This window comes from Streptomyces sp. NBC_00328 (genome assembly GCF_036139655.1).
GTDB lineage: Bacteria > Actinomycetota > Actinomycetes > Streptomycetales > Streptomycetaceae > Streptomyces.
In genome coordinates this window covers 332,272-350,978 of record NZ_CP108013.1, presented here as the reverse complement: position 1 = coordinate 350,978, position 18,707 = coordinate 332,272, and the positions used below count along the sequence as shown (strand labels likewise).

The window sequence follows — 18,707 nt, the reverse complement described above, 5'->3', positions numbered from 1 at the left end:
GCCGGACCTGTCGGCGCCGCGCCTCGGAGGCCGGGCGCGCGGACGTCAACTGCACCGCCGCGAGGCCAAGACCGTCGGCTGCTTCGCCCCACCCGCCGCCGGCGACCGCGGCCAGGTCCTCGGCTGCGCCCTGTACGCCTGGCACGGTCCCACCGGCGACCTGCCCGGGCGGGCCCTGTCCAGCGACTGCTTCGGCCGCGACCGCACCGACGAGGAGATCCGGCAAGCCCTGAACCGGGACCCCCGCTCCGGCCTCGCCGAACGGCGCCGCACGCCGTACACATGGCGCCGCGAGAGCGACATCGCCCGGACAGCCGCCCAGATCATCGCCGACGGGAAGATCATCGGATGGTTCCAGGGCGGCAGCGAACTCGGGCCCCGCGCACTGGGTGCCCGCAGCGTCCTCGCCGGTCTCCGCACCCCCGTCGGCGCCGACGCCCTCAAGCACGGGATCAAGCACCGCGAGCCGTTCCGGCCATTCGCCCCGGCCGCATTCTCCGACCATGCCGCCACCTGGTTCGACCTCGACGCGCCCAGCCCGTTCAGCCTGCCGGCCTCGCCCGTCCGCTCCGGCCACGCCCACCGCTGTCGTCGAGCCGGCCCTGACGCTGAACTGGTACTCATGTACCGGGCCGCCGGGGCGGCTCGTGTCAGGGGATGATCACCAGACGCCCTGTGACCTTGCCGGCGGCGAGCCGGGCAAGGGCCTCGTTGACCTGCTCCAGGGGGTACTCGGTTTCTACGCAGCCACGGAGGACGCCCGCCGCAGCCATTTTCATGACGGTGTGGGCATCGGCAAGGCTGGCGCCGACGGAGCCGCGGATCTCGGTCTCGCGTACGACGATGTCCAGTACGTCCAGGGTGGCGGGCCTTCCCGTGTAGACCGACGAGGACGACCCGGCCCCGGGTCCGCGCCATCCGCACCGCCTGTCCAGGGGGTGTACTCGTTCCCGACCGTGTCAACGACCACGTGGCAGCCCTAGCCCGCGGTCGCCGCGCGGACGGCCTCGACCGGGTCGCCGTTGCCCGGGTCGATGACGGTCTCCGCCCCGTACCGCCGCGCCTGTTCCCTGCGTCTCCGTGTCGCAGGAGGCATCGTGCTCCTCTACACGCAGTCCGTGAGCCGCATCGTCCGGCTCAGCGTCGACGACGTGATCCGCGATGGCGACACCGTGGTGCTGCGGCTCGGGGATCCAGCCTCGTCCGTTCCGGCACCGGTCGCTGCCCTGCTGCTGGAGCACATCGCGAACCGCCACAACATGAACACCGCCACCACCCCGGCATCCCCACGGCTCTTCCCGGGCCGGCCAGCCGTTCCGCCCCGACCAACTGCCCACGCTCCTGAACGAGGTCGGGGTCCCGGCGGATTGTGGAACGGCCGGCGTGGCAGTGGACCAGCCCGCCCCGCGATTCGAGGAGTGCTGCAGGTCCTTCGTACATTCGCCGGGAGGGAAGGGCACGGCCGTCCCGCCGGCATCCATGGGGAGGGCGACTGCGCGTTGGGCGGGTGGGTCATGGAACGGCGGCGCCTGTACCGCGCCGGAATTCCCCCAAGTGCAGATCCAGCTACTCGACGCGGTCCCAGGGTGGGTGTGGGACTGGAGCGCGTTCCGCTGGCATGTGTTCACCGAAGCCCTGACTTCGGTCGTCGCCCGAACCGGCCATGCCCGCGCCCCGTACGGACACATTGAGGACGGGTACGCGCTCGGGGCCAAAGTCGCCGCCCTCCGCGCCGACGATCAGCAGGGAAAGGCCCCGGCTACCTGGGTAGGGGAACTCGAAGCGCGTCCGGGATGGAAGTGGCGGCCGGAGCGGAGTCGACCGGGCTTCCCCTACCGTCACCGCGATCTGCTCGACACCCTCCACATCGCCGCCCGTGAACCCGCCACGCCTCACGCCGGCGGCCCCGGAGCCATACGGGCATCCTTCCTGGCCGACCTCGCCAATGCCAACGCACGCAGCGCCGGCCAGGTCCGTGTCGGGCGGAGCGGGTTCCTCAGCCGGCCAGGCGTTCCACCAGCAGGAAGGCGCCGATGGCGATCATCATGGCACCGCTGATGCGGGTGACGTCCCGGGCGGCCGAGGGCCGGGTACTCAAGACCGTACGGGCCAGGACGCCGACGGCGAGGTAGACGACGGCGCACGCCGTCAGGTGCACCGTGCTGAGCAGCCCGGTCTGCGCGGCCACCGGCCAGCCGGTGGCAGGGTCGATGAACTGCGGGAACAGCGAGAAGTACAGCAGCAACGCCTTCGGGTTCAGGCCGCTGATCCCGGCCCCCTTGAGCAGTGCCCGCAACCGGGAGGCGTCCGCGCTCTCGCCTGCGGCTGCCGGAACGGACGGCTGCCGCAGGACGCCCCAGCCCAGCCACAGCAGGTACCCGGCCCCCGCCATGGTCAGGGCGGTGAGCGCGGCCGGGGAACTCGCCACGATCATTGCCAGGCCCGCGACGGCCACTAGCGCATAGGCCGCGTGTCCGGCGATCAGCCCTGTTACGGCCGGGACGACCGAGCGTCCTCGCAGCCCGGCGGAAATCGCATAGGCCCAGTCCGCGCCCGGAGTGAACACCAGCAGCAGGTCCACAGCCAGGAAGGCCGCCAGCGTCGTCGTATTCATCGATCGTTCCCTCTCACATGGCTTGCTATGGAGGGAAGGCTAGGCCCGATATGCCCGAAAGTGTTTGCGTCTTTACCCCATGAGCGGGCTATGTGAGGGAGAATCTTCTTCATGGATGCCATGGATCGGAAGATTCTTGCCGAGCTGCAGCTCGACGGCCGCCTGACGATCACTGAGCTGGCCGCGCGCGTGCAGCTCAGCGTTTCGCCCTGCCACCGCCGACTGCGCGACCTCGAACGCGAGGGTGCGATCCGCGGCTACCGGGCGGTCGTGGATCCGGCGGCCGTCGGCCTGAACTTCGAGGCCCTCGTCTTCGCCACCCTGCGCTGGGAGACCCCCGACACCGTCGCCGCCTTCGAAGAGGCTGTGGCCGCCGTCCCCAACGTGCTGCAGGCGCAACGCCTGTTCGGCGAACCCGACTACCTCCTGCGAGTCGCGACCGCTGACCTGGCCGCGTTCCAGCAGCTCTACGACCAGCAACTTGCCCGCCTACCCGGAGTCCAGCGCCTGACCTCCACCCTCGTCATGAAGAACGTCATCGACGACCGGCCCCTGCCCGGGAATTAGCCATCAACGAGCTGCTGCGCTGAATCGCTCGATCCAGCGATGGCGCCACAACTGTTGCACTCTCGACCTGGACGAATCCGACCACCTCCAGGTCTCCTCGCCGTCGACCCGCATGAACATCCCTGGAGTCTTCGGAGCGGGCGACATCGTCTTACCGGACCTACCGACAGGCGATCACCGCAGCTGGCACCGGAGCCGAGGCAGTGTGTGCGACGAAGTACAGGGTGACGGGACGGGTGGTCGCGGTACAGCGGCCGGCGTGGAACGACTGCCCGGTGGCCAAGCCGAACAGCCGGTCGACCGCTACGTACACCGCGGTGACGTCCTCGTTTTGTGTGTCGACGCGATCGCGCGAACCCAGAGCGGTCCGGCGTACCGAAAGTGTGGTCACACCGGCTCGGTCTGGCGCGTGGTCCACGGCGGGCAGATTCCTGCCGCCGGCGTGAAACGTGCGTGAGGTCCTGCCATCGCATGGGCGCCTCAAGGGAGGGCGGACCGGGTCAGCTGATGCGGACCGCCTTGGGCGTTGGCGGTGCCGCTGGTGTAGCCGGTCTTCTTGGCGGTGACCTTGCCGGTGATGTCGCGCCCCCGGTCGCTCGTCGTGATTCGAGGACAGGCGATGTGCGCAGGTGCCGGGGGCGTCGGCGAACGGTAGAACGTAAGGATGGGAGACGAGAGCAGCCCTGCTGAGGATGCACGGCCGCACCGTGCGGTGAGGCCGGCGATCGATTACCAGGCGCTGTTCGCTGTCACCCCCAGCCCCTGCATGGTGCTCGGCCCGGATCTGGTGCTCGCCGACATCAATGAGGCGGCCTGCCGGGTGACCGGCCGTACCCGGGAGGATCTGCTCGGGCGGTACCTCTTCGATGCCTTCCCTGACAACCCGGCGGACCCGGATGCCGGCGGCGTGCGGAATCTGCACGCCTCCCTGCACCGGGTCCTGCGCTCGAAAGAGCCGGACACGATGGCGCCGATGAAGTACGACATTCCCGTGGCCGACCGGCCCGGCGTGTTCGTGGAGCGGTGGTGGTCCGCGATCAACACCCCGGTGCTCGGGCCGGACGGGCAGGTGGAGTGGATCCTCCACCGGGGGGAGGACGTGACCTCGTTCATCCGTTCCCACCCCCGCCTGCGAGAAGGCGGTGCGCTCAGCGACGTGGAGGCGCGGGAGGTCGAACTGTACGCACGGGCGCTTGAGCTCAAACGACTGAACGAGGAACTGCGCCAAGCCCACGCCCGGGAACGCCAGGTCGCTCTCACCTTGCAGGAGGCCATGCTCCACTCGCCACATCTGGCCCGGCACCGGGACACCGCGGTGCGCTACCTGCCCGCCGCCGGGTCGCTGAACGTGTGCGGCGACTGGTACGACGTGGTCGACCTGCCGGAGGACAGATTCGCCGTGGCGGTCGGCGACGTCGTCGGCCACGGCCTGGAGGCCGCCGCCGTCATGGGCATGCTCCGCAGCGCGTTGTCCGTGGTCGTCCGGGCCGTCGAACGGCCCGCGAGGGCCCTGGACGTCCTGGGCCTGTACGCACGCGACGTGGGGGGTGCGCTGGCCACCACTGTCGTCCAAGCCGTCGTCGACACCCGCGCTCGCCGCATCATGTACAGCAGCGCCGGCCACCCGCCCCCCATCCTGGTCCACCCGGACGGCACCTTCGACCTTCTCGACCGGGCCACCGACCCTCCGCTGGGAGCCCGCACCAAACACGTCCCCCACCCCCAGGCTGACCTGCCCTACACCCGCGGCGACACCTTCGTCCTCTACACCGACGGCCTCATCGAACGCCGCGGCGAGGACATCGACGCCAGCCTGCAACGCCTCACCGACGCGCTCGCCCGCCATGCCCGCCAGGAACCCGAACGCCTTGCCGACGCCCTGCTCGCGGACCTCGGCGTCAGCAGCGGCGCCCGCGACGACGTCGCCCTGATCGTCATCCGACTATGACCCGCGCGCCACCAGCGGACGCGCCACAGGTTGCGCATCCCGCCACGGAGCGAGGCCGTCCCGGCGCAGCGCGCTGCGCTCCTTGCGTCTTTGGACCACGTCGACCGCGACCGGGTCCTCACCTCTCGGTGGGCTGTCGGCCCGGGGAGGGGGTGTGCTGGGTTTCGTGGTCGGTGCCCAGGATGCCGTGTTGCTTGCGCGCGGCATGGACGCCCCGGCGGGCTGGGAGTGGTGCATGCGAACGGGTGCCCCGGTTCCCCTTGTGGTGCTCTGCTGGTGCGGCCTTGACGCCGTGCTGGCGTGCTGTCGGGGGGCTGGTCGGTGCGCGGGGTGGGGGAGCTGCTGGTGGGGGAGTTGGTGGTGTGTTTCGGCGCGGGGTGCTGGTGCTGGTGCTGGTGGGGTTGGTGGTTAGGGGGTGGGGTGGGGGGTTTGTAGTTCGGTGAGGACGGTGGCTCCTCTGGTTTCGGTGAGGTCGACGGAGGCGAGGACGGAGGGGATGGCGAGGCTGGGCAGGATGTGCGCGGGCGCGGTCTGTGGGGGCCCGGGTGCTGTGGGGGTACCGGGTGGTGGGGGTGCAACGCCGATGAGAACGCAGCAGTCAACGTCGCGGCAGGACAGGGCGGGATTCCCCGCCCCCGGCGCTCAGCCGGTGCCGGAGGGACGACACCGCCCGAACAGCGGTCGAGCGTCCGTGAACCCCAACCCAGCCGGGTTGGAATCCCCCTCGTTTAAGAGGGGGAGGATGTCAAGTGGCCATCGTCGAGCGCAAGCGGCACGGGAACGCTGACGAGAATGGACGTCGGTCCGGAAAGGGGACGGACCGTGGCGAGTCGCTCCCCAACTGGGAAGAGAACGCTGACCGGTGTGAGCATGCTGCGTCTACTACAGTGTGGCGTGGGCCGTGACTGGCGCTGAGGTGGAGCACCACCGGGGAGCGGTCTGACGAGACGTCGTTGCCGTGCGCCTGGGCGAGTGGTCAGCAACGCCTGGAGGCAACGATGTCCGCGACTCGGACGGCCCAGCTCATGGACGGCACCAACCTCGCCGAACGCATCATCGAAGAGGCTGCTGTCAAGGCGGCAGAGATCTCACGGCGTGGGGGAACCAGCCCCTGTCTCGCGACGGTGCTGGTGGGGGAGGACCCCGCGTCGGCCACCTACGTCCGCATGAAACGGGCGCGGTGCGCGAAGGCGGGCATCCAGTCCCGGCACATCGCTTTGCCCGCCACCACCACGACCGCCGAACTGATCGACACCCTCGCCGGCCTGTCCGGCGATCCGGACGTGCACGGCATCCTGCTCCAGCACCCTTGCGGCCCACACATCGACGAGCGAGCGGCGTTCGAGGCCATCGCCCCGGAGAAGGATGTCGACGGGGTCACCATGCATTCGTTCGCCGCGATGAGCTTCGCGCTGCCGGGCTTTATGTCCTGCACTCCAGGCGGAATCATGCGACTGCTGGAGGCGTACGACGTCGACCTCGCCGGCAAGCACGCCGTCGTGGTGGGCCGCAGCCCGATTCTTGGCAAGCCGGCCGGGATGCTCCTGCTCGCCAAGAACGCAACGGTGACGTACTGCCACTCCCGCACAGCGGACCTGTCGGCGATCGTCCGGGAAGCAGACGTCGTGGTAGCGGCCGTGGGACGGCCCCGGTTGATCCGGGGTGAGGACATCAAGCCCGGCGCGGTGGTGATCGACGCCGGATACAACCCGGGCAACGTCGGCGACGTGGACTTCGACACCGCCCGCACCCGCGCCTGTCTGATCACTCCGGTGCCCGGCGGCGTCGGGCCGATGACCATCGCCGTCCTGCTGGCGCAGACCGTGGACGCCGCCGCGAACCAGCTCGGAATCCAGCACCGATGACCTCCTGACCAGCAGCCCCTTGGCACCAGGCCAGAAGGGTCCCGCTCGGAATGGAAGACCTCGTAATCGGGCTGGCTGACAGTTCGTTCTGACAGCGGCTCGCCACCCGTGAGGGCGGTGAGCCGCCGAGGACGCGGATCCGCCGAGTGTCAGCCGGCCTAGGCGGGTGCCTCGGCTCGTGCCCGGTGCGGGCAGGGGCTGCTGAGCACTACTACGACCCGGAGGCAAGAGAGTTCAACTTCTCCGCGAAGCCGATCCCGGGCGACGACAACCAGACGGGGCGGCAACATCCTGAAGAGCTTCTACGCCAAGAACCGCATCATCGACGGAATGGATGACGGCTTCATCGTGAAGATCGCCACCTGACCTGACCTGACCTGACCTGACCTGACCTGCGCTGCGGCGGGAGCGACCCTGGCACCGGCCGCTCCCGCTGCAGCCGGTTCACGATTCGGCGGGCCAGAACTGCACGAGGTAGCGCTCCACACCGTGGCCGGTGCCCTCGCCTTCCGACAGGGCTGCGGCCTCGGCCCGGCCCGCACAGTGGACCCGGACGCGCCACGAACCGCCCGAATCCGCCAGCGTGATCAGGTCGTCCATCCGGCCCGTGTGCATGGACCACACGGCTACCTGACCACTGGCCGACTCGAAGTCGGCCTCGGCCACCTCATCCCAGTCGGCCCGTTCCTGCTGGGGCGGAGGCCCGTCCCACACTTCGACGCCGACCACGGCGGTATGGGTATGGCCACCGCTGGTGATGTCCAGACGTCCCGGGTGAGTGCTGAGGAACGCACGCCGGTTGAAGTCGTCCGGGAAGGGGACCGGCAGATCCGCGTCGCCGGACTCCTGCAACCCGAAGGCGTGAAAGCCCACGTAGGCATCCACATCCTGCTGCCGCACAAGCTCTGCCATGAGCGCCCCCTCGACATCACACACGGCCGGCCATCCCCGAGATCGTAGGCCCGTGCCATCCCTTGTTCTCGCAGGGAATCCCGGCCTTCAGGTCGGACGGGAATGCGATCCTCGGTCTGGAGGCGCGAAGCGCCGGAGATCACTGCGCTTGTGTGGTGACGGTCATGCCGGGCGCTTCTGGTTCCCGATGTGGTGACAAACGCCAAGACAGTAGGATCAAGTCAGCCTGACCGGAGGGGGTGGGCTGGATGATCCGTGCGTACAAGTTCCTGCTGCGGCCCACCGTCCGTCAGGCCCAGGCGCTCGCCGAGATGCTGCGCGATCACTGCTCTCTCTACAACGGGGCCTTACAGGAACGCCGTGACGCCTGGCGGCACGTCTCGAAGAGCACCGTCAAGTACGGGATGCAGTCCGCGCAGCTCAAGGAGATCCGGCGTTCGACCCTGAACGTCAGGGCCGCTGGTCGTTCAGCTCGCAGCAGGCGACGTTGCGCCGCCTGGACAAGGCGATGCAGGCGTTCTTCCGGCGGGTCAAGTCCGGAGAGATCCCGGGGTACCCGCGTTTTCGCGGGGTGAACTGGTTCGACACGGTGGACTTTCCGAAGGACGGGGACGGCTGCCGGTGGAACTCCACTCCGCATGACCCGGTCACCCGCGTCCGCCTCCAGGGCATCGGCCACGTCAAGGTCAACCAGCACCGCCCGGTGCCCGGCAGGGTCAAGACCGTCTCGGTCAAGCGTGAGGGCCGTAAGTGGTTCGTCGTGCTCAGCGTCGAACAAGACCAGCCGGAGCCACTGCCCGCGACCGGCAGCGTGGTCGGGATCGACCTGGGCATCGCGAACTTCCTCGCCGACTCGAACGGCGCCTTCGTGGCCAACCCGCGCCACGGCCGCCGCGCGGCCGCCAAGCTCGAAGCTGCGCAGCAGGCCCTGTCCCGGTTCCCCCGCTGCAAGGCCGGGAACCGCACCGGCAACCACCGGCGCGCGGTGGACAAGGTCGCCCAGCTCCACGGCAAGGTGCGCCGCCAGCGCCTCGACCACGCACACAAGACCGCGCTCGACCTGGTCCGCGCATACGACGTCATCGCGCACGAAGACCTCAAGATCCGCAACATGAGCAAGGCCCCCGCCCCGAAGCCCGACCCCGACCGGCCGGGCACCTTCCTGCCCAACGGGGCGGCCGCCAAAGCCGGGCTCAACAAGTCGATCAACGATGCCGGATGGGGGGTGTTCTTGACGATTCTGCACGCCAAGGCTGAAAGCGCCGGACGGGAAGTGATCGCCGTGGACCCCCGCGACACCTCCCGCACCTGCCCCCACTGCGGGCACACCGCCAAGGAGAACCGGCCCACACAGGAGAAGTTCCACTGCGTCGCCTGCGGACATATAGCGCACGCCGACACAGTGGGAGCACTCAACGTTCTACGGGCCGGGCTGGTCCGTCGCAACGCCAACCCGGCGTAACGAGAAGCCTCCGGCTTCAGCCGGGGGAGGAGTCACCGGGAGTCCTGTGACCGGGGCGCGTCCGGTATCGGCTCGCCCTCTGCCGGGGCTATGTCGCCGCTGCAGTTCGCCTGGCTGCAGGTGAACTGGATCGGTCGTGATCCATCTGAGAGCTCGCCGGGGGTTGGGCTGTGTTGCCGCAAGGATGATCACGCGGCGTCCCTCGCCGGGGCCGGTGTCCCCGGGACACGTCACAGCGCGAACACCGGGACCCCGGGGGTACGGGTCACACCGCACACCCCCCGTGCCCACGAGGGCGCCGCGGACGGCGGCGCGAGGGCCGGCCCGATCAGCGGCATGACGGCCGCCAGCATCTCCGCCTCGCTCGCGGTCCCGTCCACGACCAGATCGGCCGCTGCCCGGGAGGGCGCGACATGGGCTGCGTGGCGGTCCCTGCCGGTCTGCAGATAGTTGCGCAGGGACAGCCGGGGGTCCTGCCGCTGCACCTCGATCTTCCGGAGGATCTTGCGGGCCAGGCGTATGTCGTCGGGGGTGTCGACGTACACCCGCCACGCCGCCCGCCGGACCACGGACGGCAGTGACAGCGCGAACAGGCCCTCGACCACCACCAGCAGCACGCCGGGGCGCAGCAGCGCCGCGTCGATGGCGTGTGCCACCGCTGTCTCGTCGATCGACCCCGGATGGTTCCAGTCGAGGACGGCGTGCCCGTCGGCACTGACCGTCCACACACCCATCAGGGGGTCGTGCGCGGGCACGTAGTAGTCGTCCAGATGGACCAGCGCCACGCTCTCGGGACACTGTAGCGACAGGGCTTCGGCAAGGGTGGACTTGCCGGATGCGGTGCCGCCTGCGACCGCCAGTACACCCGTCATACGGGCGCTCCTCATGTGCTCAAAGGGGATAGACGAAGCGGCCGGACAAGCCGGGTGCAGGGAATGTACGGCGGCGTGATCGCCTATGGCAAGCAGGGAAACGCGGCCCGGTTCAGCGGAGACCCGGGGCCGCGACCTTCGGTCGAGCTGCGCACCGGTCTCGGCGATGCCGCGGACCTTCAGCGCGGCGTAACGGCCCTTGGGCGCGGGCGTGACGTCAACGCGCGGGAACGAGTAGTTATGCACCTGACCGACGTCTGCTCACCACGGCGGCCGCCGTCACCGCCCTCCTCGCGACCACCCTGTCCGCTGCTGCGCCGACCGCTGCCGCTTTCGCACCGTGCACATCGACATGGCCGGCCGTCCAGAAGGTGGCCGTGCGCAAGCAGGCGTGGAACGAGGGACCGGTCGCGACGACACGTTCGCCGATCGTGCGCTACCTGCGCCGGGGCGAGCGGGTGCGGTCGTGCATCGTCACCGTCGGCCGGGACTCGTCGCAGTACCACGAGTGCGGCGGCGGAAGCCTGCGGCGGGTCGTACCCGGAGGCCAGGTACCGTCCGGATGCCTGCGCCGAGCATGAGCAGACAAGCAGACCCTGTGCACCGCGACCACGACCCGGCCCTCACACTCACCCTCGCCGTTCTGACCAGCAGCATGCTGCTGATGTCCTGCTGGATAGGCCCGCTCACCCCGTCCGTCGCCGTGGCCGTCCCCGTCGTCACCGCCTACGCAGCACCCCGCCTCGCCCACCGCCTGGCCCTCCGCCAACTGCTGCGCGACGTGCCCGGTGCGTGACACACGGCGCGCCCCGCACAGGATGTCCGGTAACGCGGAAGGGCCGTCCGTCATGGGCGGCCCTTCCGAAAGACAAATCCGGGGCCCGGGGCCCCGGATGGCACGATCAGGCAGCAGTTTCCCCGCCAGCGCCGCCGTCTATTTCAGTGCGGCCGGGACTTCTTGATCTGCTGTCACCCGGGACTGTTCGGCATCGGCATCGGCGTCGGCGTCTGCACTGTTGCCGCAGGTGCAGACCAAACCACGCACCCGGCCACGCTGCTGACCCGGTAGCTCCCTCCAGATGCCCTCCGGATCACAGTGGCCCAACACGTTGCGGGCATCGCCTTGGCCACTCAGCACTGTACGTCCCGCCCGCCTGTGTAGACGTGACGTCCGACGGTCGTCGGTGGGCAGGGTTGGATTCTCTGGGCCCGCAGGTGGACAGGTCTGCAGTGTCGTCCGGATGGGGCGTGGGGAGTCGGGGAGGTCTGGGGTGCGGTTAGAGGTGCGGGTCGAGTCCGCTGAGCGGGAACTACGTTCGCTGCAGAGTTGGTTGAGGTCGGATCCCGAAGCGCGCAGGTCCGCTGTGGTTGAGCTGCACGGCAGCGTCCCGCGGCCGGGGGAGATGGGCACGGCGCTTGACGTGCTTGAGCTGGTGACAGGCAACGGGTGGAGCGCGGCCTCCTTCGTGATGGCCGTGGTGGCATGGCGCCGGACCCAGCCACAACGCCCCCGCGTGGAGATCCGCCGCGCCGGCACGGTCATCGTCCTTACCGACTGTTCCGAGGAAGAGATCGAGCGGGCGACCCGAGCGCTTGAAGCGGCGCAGGCCGACGGAGCCGCTGAGTGATGAGTGTCCTGCCCGACCCGGGTGCATCGCGTGCAGTCCTGGTGGGAACAAGCCGCTACCAGCACCTCGAGCAGCTGCCTGCCGTCTCCAACAACCTCAAGGCCCTGGCCGAGCTCCTGTGCGGCCCGCTGTCCCTGCACCTGTCGCCGCAGCACGCGAGTGTCGTCGAGAACGCGGAGACTGCGTCCGCGGTGATGGACGCGGTGCGCCAAGCAGCCCATGACGCCACCGACACACTGATCGTCTACTTCGCTGGCCACGGCCTGGTCGACGGGCAGGACGAACTCGGCCTGGCCCTGCCCCACACGCAGGCCGGCCGGATCGAAACCGTCCTGCCCTACGACTGGCTACGCCGCGTTCTGCTGGAGGAATCTCGGGCCGAGCGCCATGTCGTGATCCTGGACTGCTGCTACAGCGGCCGGGCTCTAGGGCGGATGAACGCCGCACCCGGACTCGCCGACCAAGCCGCGGTGGAGGGCAGCTTCCTCCTGGCGGCCGCCGCCGAGACCCGCACCGCTCTGGCCCCCGTCGGCGACACCCACACCGCCTTCACCGGCGCCCTGCTCGACACACTGCGCCTCGGTATACCTGGCGGTCCAGCGCTGCTCGATCTCGGAGCCGTCTACCGGCACTTGCGCCGGACGCTGGAGGCCCGCGGGCACCCCGTTCCGCAGGCGAGAGACCGTAATAGCGGCGCTCAGGTGGCCCTCGGGCGCAACCGTGCGGATCTGCCCGCCTCACCCGTGACCGCGATAGCCGACGTGCCGGCTCCTTCGCGACCGTGGCCCGATCCACGCTCGATCTGTACCGTCACCGGGTACTTCACAAGCCTGGCGGCCGTCCGCGAGGTCAGCGGACTGACGCAGCAGGCAGTTATCCAGCGCTCTGAGGGACGCATTTCCTCGGCCAGCACAGTCGGCCGGCTGGTCAACGCCTCCGCCCTTCCCACTACCTTTGCCACGACGTCCGCCTACCTCTCGGCCTGCGGCCTTACAGACGAGCAGGTCTTGCTCTGGCAGGACGTCTGGCAGCGGCTGCGTTCAGAGCAGGCCGCCACGGCCGAACCGCAGGACTCCGCAGCTCCTCCCAGCATCACAAGCGGGCCCGGGAAGGGGAAGAGGCGGCGGCCCTTCTCAGTCTTCCGACGCGGCGGGACTCACTGAGGTCTTTCAGTGAGGGCACCGATCGGGTGACAGCGACCTTGGCCACAACGCACAAGGCTCCCGTGCCGTTGAGGGAGGTGTTCGAAGTCTCAACCCATGGGCGGAGGAGCCCTGTTGGTCCCTCATCCTGCCGCACTCGACCTGCCCCATGCGCTCATCGAGTGGGTCACCATGCTCATCGTCACCCGCGAGGGTGACCGCCGATGCAAGCTCCCACCGCACCAGCGTGCCCTGGTCGCTCTGGTGTACCTGCGCAAGCACGAGCCCCTCGCACAGATCGCTGCCGGGTTCGGCATCTCGGTCGGCACCGCGCACGCCTACACCAGCGCGGTCATCGAGCTGCTGGCCGCCCGTGCCCCGGGCCTGTTGTGTGCTCTGCGGGAGACGGACCCCGAGTTCGTCCTGCTGGACGGCACCCTGGCCGAGTGCGACCGCCTCGGTGACGGCCGGGCCGACTACTCGGCCAAGCACCGTCGGCACGGGGTGAACGTGCAGGTGGTCACCGACCTCCATGGCGAGGTGCTGTGGCTGTCTCCGGCCCTGCCGGGGCGCTGCCACGACCTGACCGCGGCCCGCGCCCACCGGATCATCAGGATCTGCGAGCGCCAAGGAGTGCCGATCCTCGCCGATCGCGCCTACATCGGTGCCGGCGCGTGGGTGACCACACCGGCCAGACGGCCTGCGGGAGGCGAACTGACGCTCACCCAACAGACCGTCAACCGCGCGCTGTCGAGGGCGCGGGCCCTGGTCGAGCGCGGCATCGCACGCCTGAAGTCCTGGCGCATCTTCCGCCGATCCCGATGCAGCCCGAATCGAATGACGTCAATCGCCGCAGCCATCCTCACCCTGGAGCGGCAACGCTGAAAGACCTCACTGACCAAGATCCGCAGATGCCGAAGCACCGGAGGGGTTGGGGCGGGGTGTGTTAGTGGAACCGTCGGAGTCATTTCCGAACAGTGTGTTCCATCCCGCGATGACCAGCACAGCAACCACCAGGACAAGGGTCATGGACGGCTTCTTCCACCGGCTGGCGGGGGAGGAAGGCTTCACGTGGTGCCCTGCTCGATAGTACCCCTTGCGACTCTTGGCCACAGTTACACACCCCCGGCTCCGCGAGACTGCCTATGGGGCTGAGTCTTCCCGTGATCGGACCAGGTCGGATCCCGAACGGCTGAGCACGGCCGATTCCGCACTCTTGCGAATTGAACAGACGGTGCGGTCTGCCCGGTTCGCGCCGCGTGTAGTGCCGGGAGCCATAGACAGAAGTCAGCCTGGCCTGGAGCGCCCGCTTAAGTCTGAGAGTCCATGAGCACGCGCTCCCACGGACAACAGCCGATCCGCTTGCGGCCGACGGCTGGCCGCGCGCAGAAGGAGGCGAACAAGCTCGTGGCCGGCGAACGAGTACGGCTTCGCTGACTTCAAGAACTGGCGCGTGCTCACCGGGCTCTGGTCCGCGCCCGTCACGCCACCGCACTACGGCGGGCCCTGCTCGTCCCAACCCGCACTGAAGTCTCCCGGTGGTGGACGCTTCGCACGTCAGTCAGTCACTTGTAGATCTTGCCGGGCTCGGCCTTGGCCGGAGCGAGCAGCTGAGAGACGGTCACGAAGGTGTAGCCCTGCTTGCTGAGCGTCTTCAGAATGGAAGGCATGGCCGGCACGGTGCCCTTGTGCAGCGGGTGGAGCAGGACGATCCCGTCGCGGCCGGCGCCCGCGAGCACGCGCTTGGTGATCAGCGTAGTGTCGTTCGTTTCGTAGTCCTTCGCGGTCACCGTCCACAGCACCTGAGCCATCCCCAATTCTTTCGAGACCTTGGAGACGCGGTTGTCGGTGCGGCCCTGGGGTGGGCGCATCAGGGTCGGCTCGCTGCCGGTGATACGGGAGATGGCGCGTGCCGTGCGGCGCAGCTCGTCGCGGATCTGCGTATCAGAGACATCAGTCAGCACTGCATGCGTCCAGGTGTGGTCCCCGATCTCGTGGCCCTCCTTGGCGATCCGGCGCACCACATCCGGGAACTCATGGATGCGCCGGCCCTCAAGGAAGAACGTCGACGACGCCTTGTACTCCTTCAGGAGGTCCATCAGCCGGTCGGTGGGTTGGCCCGGGTTGCCGTCGAAGGTGAGCGCTATGCACTTGACCTTCCGGCAGTCCACCTGCCCCGACGGTACGGCTGTTCCAGACGCGGCACGGTCACGCTCCTCACGCGGGGAGAGAGTCTCCATCTTGTTCGCCTGGATGACCATGACGGCGATCACCGTCACGGCCGCCACCACGGCCAGGAGTATCAGTAAGTGAGGCCGCCTCTTAAGGATCTTCATCTAAAGGAGAAGATTTCGACGCCGGAAGCGTTGCCCAGCGGCCTCAACAGTGAGGCAGGACACGTGTGTGCAGCACGTTTCAAGTGAGCTGCGGCGCCACCTCGGCTGGGACTGTCAAACGAGTGGCTCTGTCATGTAATCGGTGGTTGCACTCCGTGGCGATCACTGGAGGAGGATGCGGTGGCGGAGGAGAGGGAACCCGGCTCGGCCGTGCATCTGCCGCATGATTCTCTTGGTCCGTGTATTGACGCCTTCGGTGCGGCCGTTGTGGTGCGGGGTGGTGAGGCCGGCGTCGACGGCGGCGCGGTCGAGTTCGAGGCCGTTGGTGAAGGCGTGCAGGTAGGGCAGGTCGGCGGCACGCACGTCGGTGATCCACTTCGTGAGCGCCGTCTTGTTGCCTGAGGCCGGGGACAGGAGTGCGGCGAACTCGCGGACCAGCTTGGCGAGGGCGGTCATCTCGGGGCAGGCGGCAGTGAGTTCGCCAAGGAGCGCGGCGTCCTTGTCCCGCAGGCTGCCGGGGCGGGTGAGTAGAAGGCGGGTCAGGCGCTGTGGGGTGGTGACGGGCCGGTGGCCCTCGGCCCGGCCCTGGGTGATGTAGCGGTAGAGGAGATTGAGGCTGCCGGTGTAACCCAGTTCCTTGATTTCGCGGAACAACTGCTTGACGGGGACGGCCGGGTCTTCCAAACGGCGCCGGCGAAGATGTTCCCGGTAGGGGTCGACCAGGGTGGGCCGGTAGCGAGGGGCTCGGCGCAAGTTTTCGGGTTCCCGGGTCCGCGCGTAGCGCTTGACCGTGTTGAGGGCCAGGTTGAGGCGGCGGGCGCATTCGAGCAGGCCGACACCCCTGCGGAGCAGGTCGTGGACCTGGTGCCAGCGCTCGCGGGTGGTCTGCTCGTGCGCGCCCGCGGGACGCGGCGTGTTGGCGGTGGCCCAGCACGAGCTGTGGGAACGGACGGTGGCCAGGGCCTTGTCACAGCGGTTCTTCCAGATGTGCCAGCGGTCGCTGACCTGCACCGCGCCCGGGCAAAGCCCGGCGGATCGCCTCGCCGTAGGCCCCCGAGCCGTCGCGGCAGATGATCTCGACGCCGGAATGCTCGCGCAGCCATCGCTCGAGTGTGTCAGCGCTGCGGTCGGGCAGTACGTCGATCCGTTCGCCGGTCTCGACGTCGATGAGGATGGTGGCATAGCGATGGCGCCGCTTCAGAGCGAAGTCGTCGACGCCGAGCACTCTTGGCACGCGCAGCGGCGGCAGGGGCAGCCGCGTCAGTATCCGCAGTGCGGACGAGCGGGAGATCGCGACAGCAAGGCATCGCGACAGGCGGGCGCCCGCCCGGCCCGCTAACTCCTTGACTATGAAGCCGAGTTGGCCAGCCAAGCGGGTCGTGCGGCGCTGGTACCGCTCCAACAGTCCGGGGACCTGCTCGCGGAAGGTCTGCCGAGGGCAGCCCAGCACAGTACAGACCAGGCGCCGCACCTGCACCGACACCACCACCCGACGGCCGTCCATCGGTACGTCGGCCACCGTACGTCCATGAAAGCCATGCACTTTCACAGTCGGCGTCCCGCACATCGGGCACGGTACTGACTCCTGGCGGGTCCGCGCCGACACGTGGATCACCTCGTCCTCGTCCACCACGTCCTCGACAACCAGCGCCGACAACCCTGAAAACACAGTCTCCACAAGGGAGTTGACGTCTCGCATGCGATGTCAACGATGCTGATCACGCTTCGTCACCGCCGATTACATGACAGAGCCGATTACATGACAGAGCCGTTGACCGTACAGACCCAGTGCTCGATCACGTTCGTGTCGCCGAAGGCAGCCGGCGGCGCCGGTCGAGCGTCGGCCGGCAAGCCCTGCTCACCCTCGCTCACCTGCGCAACGGGCAGCCCTACGCCCAGCTCGCAGCCGGGTTCGGCATCGGCACGACCACGGCCTACCGGTACATCACCGAAGCCGTCGACCTCCTGGCCGCCCTGGCACCCACGTTCGAACAAGCCGTCCGCGAAGCGACGAGGAAAGCGTTCGTCCTGCTCGACGGCACTCTCCTGCCCATCGACCGGATCGCGGCCGACCGGCCGTTCCACTCGGGCAAACACAAAAAATCACGGCATAAACGTCCAGGCACGCACCGATCCGGCCGGACGTCTCCCATGAGCCTCACCCGCCTTGCCCGGAGCCGTCCATGACATCCGCGCCGCACGCGAACACGGCATCCTCGCTGCCCCCACCTCAGCAGAGACGGTGTCCCGCCGAGTCGGTTCGAGCCATGGCATTGCCCTCGCCGAGTCGTTCTTCCAGGGCCTCGAGCGCGGGTTGTTCCGCGGGAGGCGTCGGGCCTCGAGGGCACGGGCTCGGCTGGAGCTGTTCCGCCGGCCGGCGTGCTACGGCCGGCGCCGTCTGCAGGTGGCGCTCGGCCGGCTCGCACCGGCCGGGTCCTGACAGCGGCTGATCACGTCACGTGCGGTGTGGCTCGTCGCGTGAGACCCGGTGTCCGAACCCGGCCGGTGCGAGGAGGGGCCACCTCCTGGACGCGGTCGCGGGTGTGAAGGGTTCGTTCGCGAGGGGGCCGCGTGATGTGCGGGCGGCCCGCCGGATCTACCCGGCCCTGCGGGCTGCCTCCAGCAACTGGCGCATCCCCTGGGTGAGTTCCTCGGCGGTGGCCGCCGAGTCGGCGTCAAAGGTGTACCGCGCGATGACACCCAGCATCAGCGTCATGTACAGCTTGCCCAGGGTGTCGACGGACGGGTCGTCGGCCGGCGGCTCCTTGCCCCCCATGAACATCGGGATGACACCCCTGGCGCCCTCGCCCTGGGCCGCCGCCACGTAGTCGCGCACGGTTGGCATCGTGTCGCCCATCACCACCAGCTCCATGCTCAGAGGCCAGATGGAACCGGGCTTGCCCAGCGTGCCGATGATGTTCGCCCACACCTCCTGGAACCGCTCCAGCGACCCTGGCGGCGTCGCGAGTCCCGAGCCTGCGTCGAAAGCGTCGGAGGTGCCTTCGGAGAGCGAGACGTATGCCTGCGCGAGCAGCGCGTCCTTCGAACCGTAGTGGTAGCCGATGGACGCCAGGTTCGTCCCCGACTCCTTGACGATGTCGCGTGCGGTCGTGCGCACGAAGCCCTTCTCCAGAAGGCAGCGCTTGGCACCTTCGAGCAGAGCCTCGCGATGTCCCATGCCGTTCACCGAACTCCTGATCCCTGCAAGCGTTTAAGGCACCCGTACGGTCCGGCCCGTGGCGAACCCGGCGAGCACCGTCCAGCCGGCGCCGGGCGGCGCCGACTCCCGTGCGGAGCACAAGGGACGGACCGCGATGGCCGTCATGATGCCGCTGCTCCTCGTCTCGGCGGACGTCTCGGT

At 68.9% G+C, this 18,707-nt stretch carries 15 protein-coding genes, 4 pseudogenes and 1 riboswitch; of the genes and pseudogenes, 12 read left to right on the top strand and 7 right to left on the bottom strand.

Annotation, left to right across the window (positions count from 1 at the left end; translation table 11 throughout):
• Positions 1-7 precede the first annotated feature (7 nt).
• Entirely contained in the window at positions 8-661 is a 654-nt protein-coding gene (locus OG485_RS43865) for a carbamoyltransferase C-terminal domain-containing protein (RefSeq protein ID WP_443048890.1), read from the top strand.
• Here OG485_RS43865 and OG485_RS01360 read toward each other — a convergent pair.
• Entirely contained in the window at positions 651-824 is a 174-nt protein-coding gene (locus tag OG485_RS01360; protein ID WP_328674209.1) for a zinc-binding dehydrogenase, read from the bottom strand. The genes OG485_RS43865 and OG485_RS01360 overlap by 11 nt on opposite strands.
• Before the next feature lie 1,172 nt (positions 825-1,996).
• Positions 1,997-2,614, bottom strand: a complete 618-nt coding sequence (locus OG485_RS01355; protein WP_328663599.1) for a LysE family translocator — start codon at positions 2,612-2,614, stop codon at positions 1,997-1,999.
• 111 nt (positions 2,615-2,725) lie between these two features.
• Between OG485_RS01355 and OG485_RS01350 the strand changes: the two genes are divergently transcribed.
• The 4 genes and pseudogenes from OG485_RS01350 to OG485_RS01335 all read left to right on the top strand — a co-directional run bounded on the left by OG485_RS01350 (position 2,726) and on the right by OG485_RS01335 (position 6,994).
• Positions 2,726-3,181, top strand: coding sequence for an Lrp/AsnC family transcriptional regulator (locus tag OG485_RS01350; RefSeq protein ID WP_328663595.1), 456 nt, complete (start codon positions 2,726-2,728; stop codon positions 3,179-3,181).
• A gap of 61 nt (positions 3,182-3,242) precedes the next feature.
• Positions 3,243-3,384: pseudogene (locus OG485_RS01345) on the top strand (thioredoxin-disulfide reductase); the annotation flags it as partial.
• 461 nt (positions 3,385-3,845) lie between these two features.
• Positions 3,846-5,129, top strand: coding sequence for a PP2C family protein-serine/threonine phosphatase (locus OG485_RS01340; RefSeq protein WP_328663593.1), 1,284 nt, complete (start codon positions 3,846-3,848; stop codon positions 5,127-5,129).
• Between the two features lie 891 nt (positions 5,130-6,020).
• Positions 6,021-6,106: riboswitch (ZMP/ZTP riboswitch) on the top strand.
• A gap of 21 nt (positions 6,107-6,127) precedes the next feature.
• Complete coding sequence (locus OG485_RS01335; protein ID WP_328663592.1) at positions 6,128-6,994, top strand: bifunctional 5,10-methylenetetrahydrofolate dehydrogenase/5,10-methenyltetrahydrofolate cyclohydrolase; 867 nt, start codon at positions 6,128-6,130, stop codon at positions 6,992-6,994.
• A gap of 444 nt (positions 6,995-7,438) precedes the next feature.
• Here OG485_RS01335 and OG485_RS01330 read toward each other — a convergent pair whose 3' ends face one another.
• Positions 7,439-7,906, bottom strand: coding sequence for a hypothetical protein (locus OG485_RS01330; protein WP_328663590.1), 468 nt, complete (start codon positions 7,904-7,906; stop codon positions 7,439-7,441).
• A 248-nt stretch (positions 7,907-8,154) separates the two neighbouring features.
• On the opposite strand from OG485_RS01330, the pseudogene OG485_RS01325 reads away from it, so the two are divergent.
• Positions 8,155-9,368 (top strand): annotated as a pseudogene (locus OG485_RS01325) (RNA-guided endonuclease InsQ/TnpB family protein).
• 230 nt (positions 9,369-9,598) lie between these two features.
• Here OG485_RS01325 and OG485_RS01320 read toward each other — a convergent pair.
• On the bottom strand, positions 9,599-10,240 hold the full coding sequence (locus tag OG485_RS01320; protein WP_328674184.1) for a uridine kinase family protein: 642 nt from the start codon (positions 10,238-10,240) through the stop codon (positions 9,599-9,601).
• A gap of 377 nt (positions 10,241-10,617) precedes the next feature.
• Between OG485_RS01320 and OG485_RS01315 the strand changes: the two genes are divergently transcribed.
• The 5 genes from OG485_RS01315 (at position 10,618) to OG485_RS01295 (ending at position 13,895) form a co-directional block, all read left to right on the top strand.
• Positions 10,618-10,821 (top strand): hypothetical protein, encoded by a 204-nt coding sequence (locus OG485_RS01315; protein WP_328663588.1) that lies wholly within the window; start codon positions 10,618-10,620, stop codon positions 10,819-10,821.
• The gene (locus tag OG485_RS01310; RefSeq protein WP_328663586.1) at positions 10,818-11,036 is read left to right on the top strand and encodes a hypothetical protein; all 219 of its coding nucleotides are present in this window, start codon (positions 10,818-10,820) and stop codon (positions 11,034-11,036) included. The genes OG485_RS01315 and OG485_RS01310 overlap by 4 nt, the downstream gene beginning before the upstream one ends.
• 283 nt (positions 11,037-11,319) lie before the next feature.
• Positions 11,320-11,868, top strand: a complete 549-nt coding sequence (locus OG485_RS01305) for an effector-associated constant component EACC1 (protein WP_443048642.1) — start codon at positions 11,320-11,322, stop codon at positions 11,866-11,868.
• Positions 11,868-13,031, top strand: a complete 1,164-nt coding sequence (locus tag OG485_RS01300; protein WP_328663582.1) for a caspase family protein — start codon at positions 11,868-11,870, stop codon at positions 13,029-13,031. Before OG485_RS01305 ends, OG485_RS01300 begins: the two co-directional genes overlap by 1 nt.
• Before the next feature lie 114 nt (positions 13,032-13,145).
• Positions 13,146-13,895, top strand: coding sequence for a transposase family protein (locus tag OG485_RS01295; protein WP_328663580.1), 750 nt, complete (start codon positions 13,146-13,148; stop codon positions 13,893-13,895).
• A gap of 680 nt (positions 13,896-14,575) precedes the next feature.
• On the opposite strand, the gene OG485_RS01290 is transcribed toward OG485_RS01295, so the two are convergent.
• Positions 14,576-15,346, bottom strand: a complete 771-nt coding sequence (locus tag OG485_RS01290) for a polysaccharide deacetylase family protein (RefSeq protein ID WP_328663578.1) — start codon at positions 15,344-15,346, stop codon at positions 14,576-14,578.
• Positions 15,347-15,508: 162 nt separating this feature from the next.
• Positions 15,509-17,045: pseudogene (locus tag OG485_RS01285) on the bottom strand (ISL3 family transposase).
• Between the two features lie 104 nt (positions 17,046-17,149).
• Here OG485_RS01285 and OG485_RS01280 point away from each other — a divergent pair.
• Positions 17,150-17,582, top strand: a pseudogene (locus OG485_RS01280) (transposase family protein); the annotation flags it as partial.
• 360 nt (positions 17,583-17,942) lie between these two features.
• Here OG485_RS01280 and OG485_RS01275 read toward each other — a convergent pair.
• Positions 17,943-18,524 carry a TetR/AcrR family transcriptional regulator gene (locus tag OG485_RS01275; protein WP_328663575.1) on the bottom strand — a complete coding sequence of 194 codons (582 nt, stop codon included), beginning with the start codon at positions 18,522-18,524 and terminating at the stop codon, positions 17,943-17,945.
• Between the last annotated feature and the right edge of the window lie 183 nt (positions 18,525-18,707).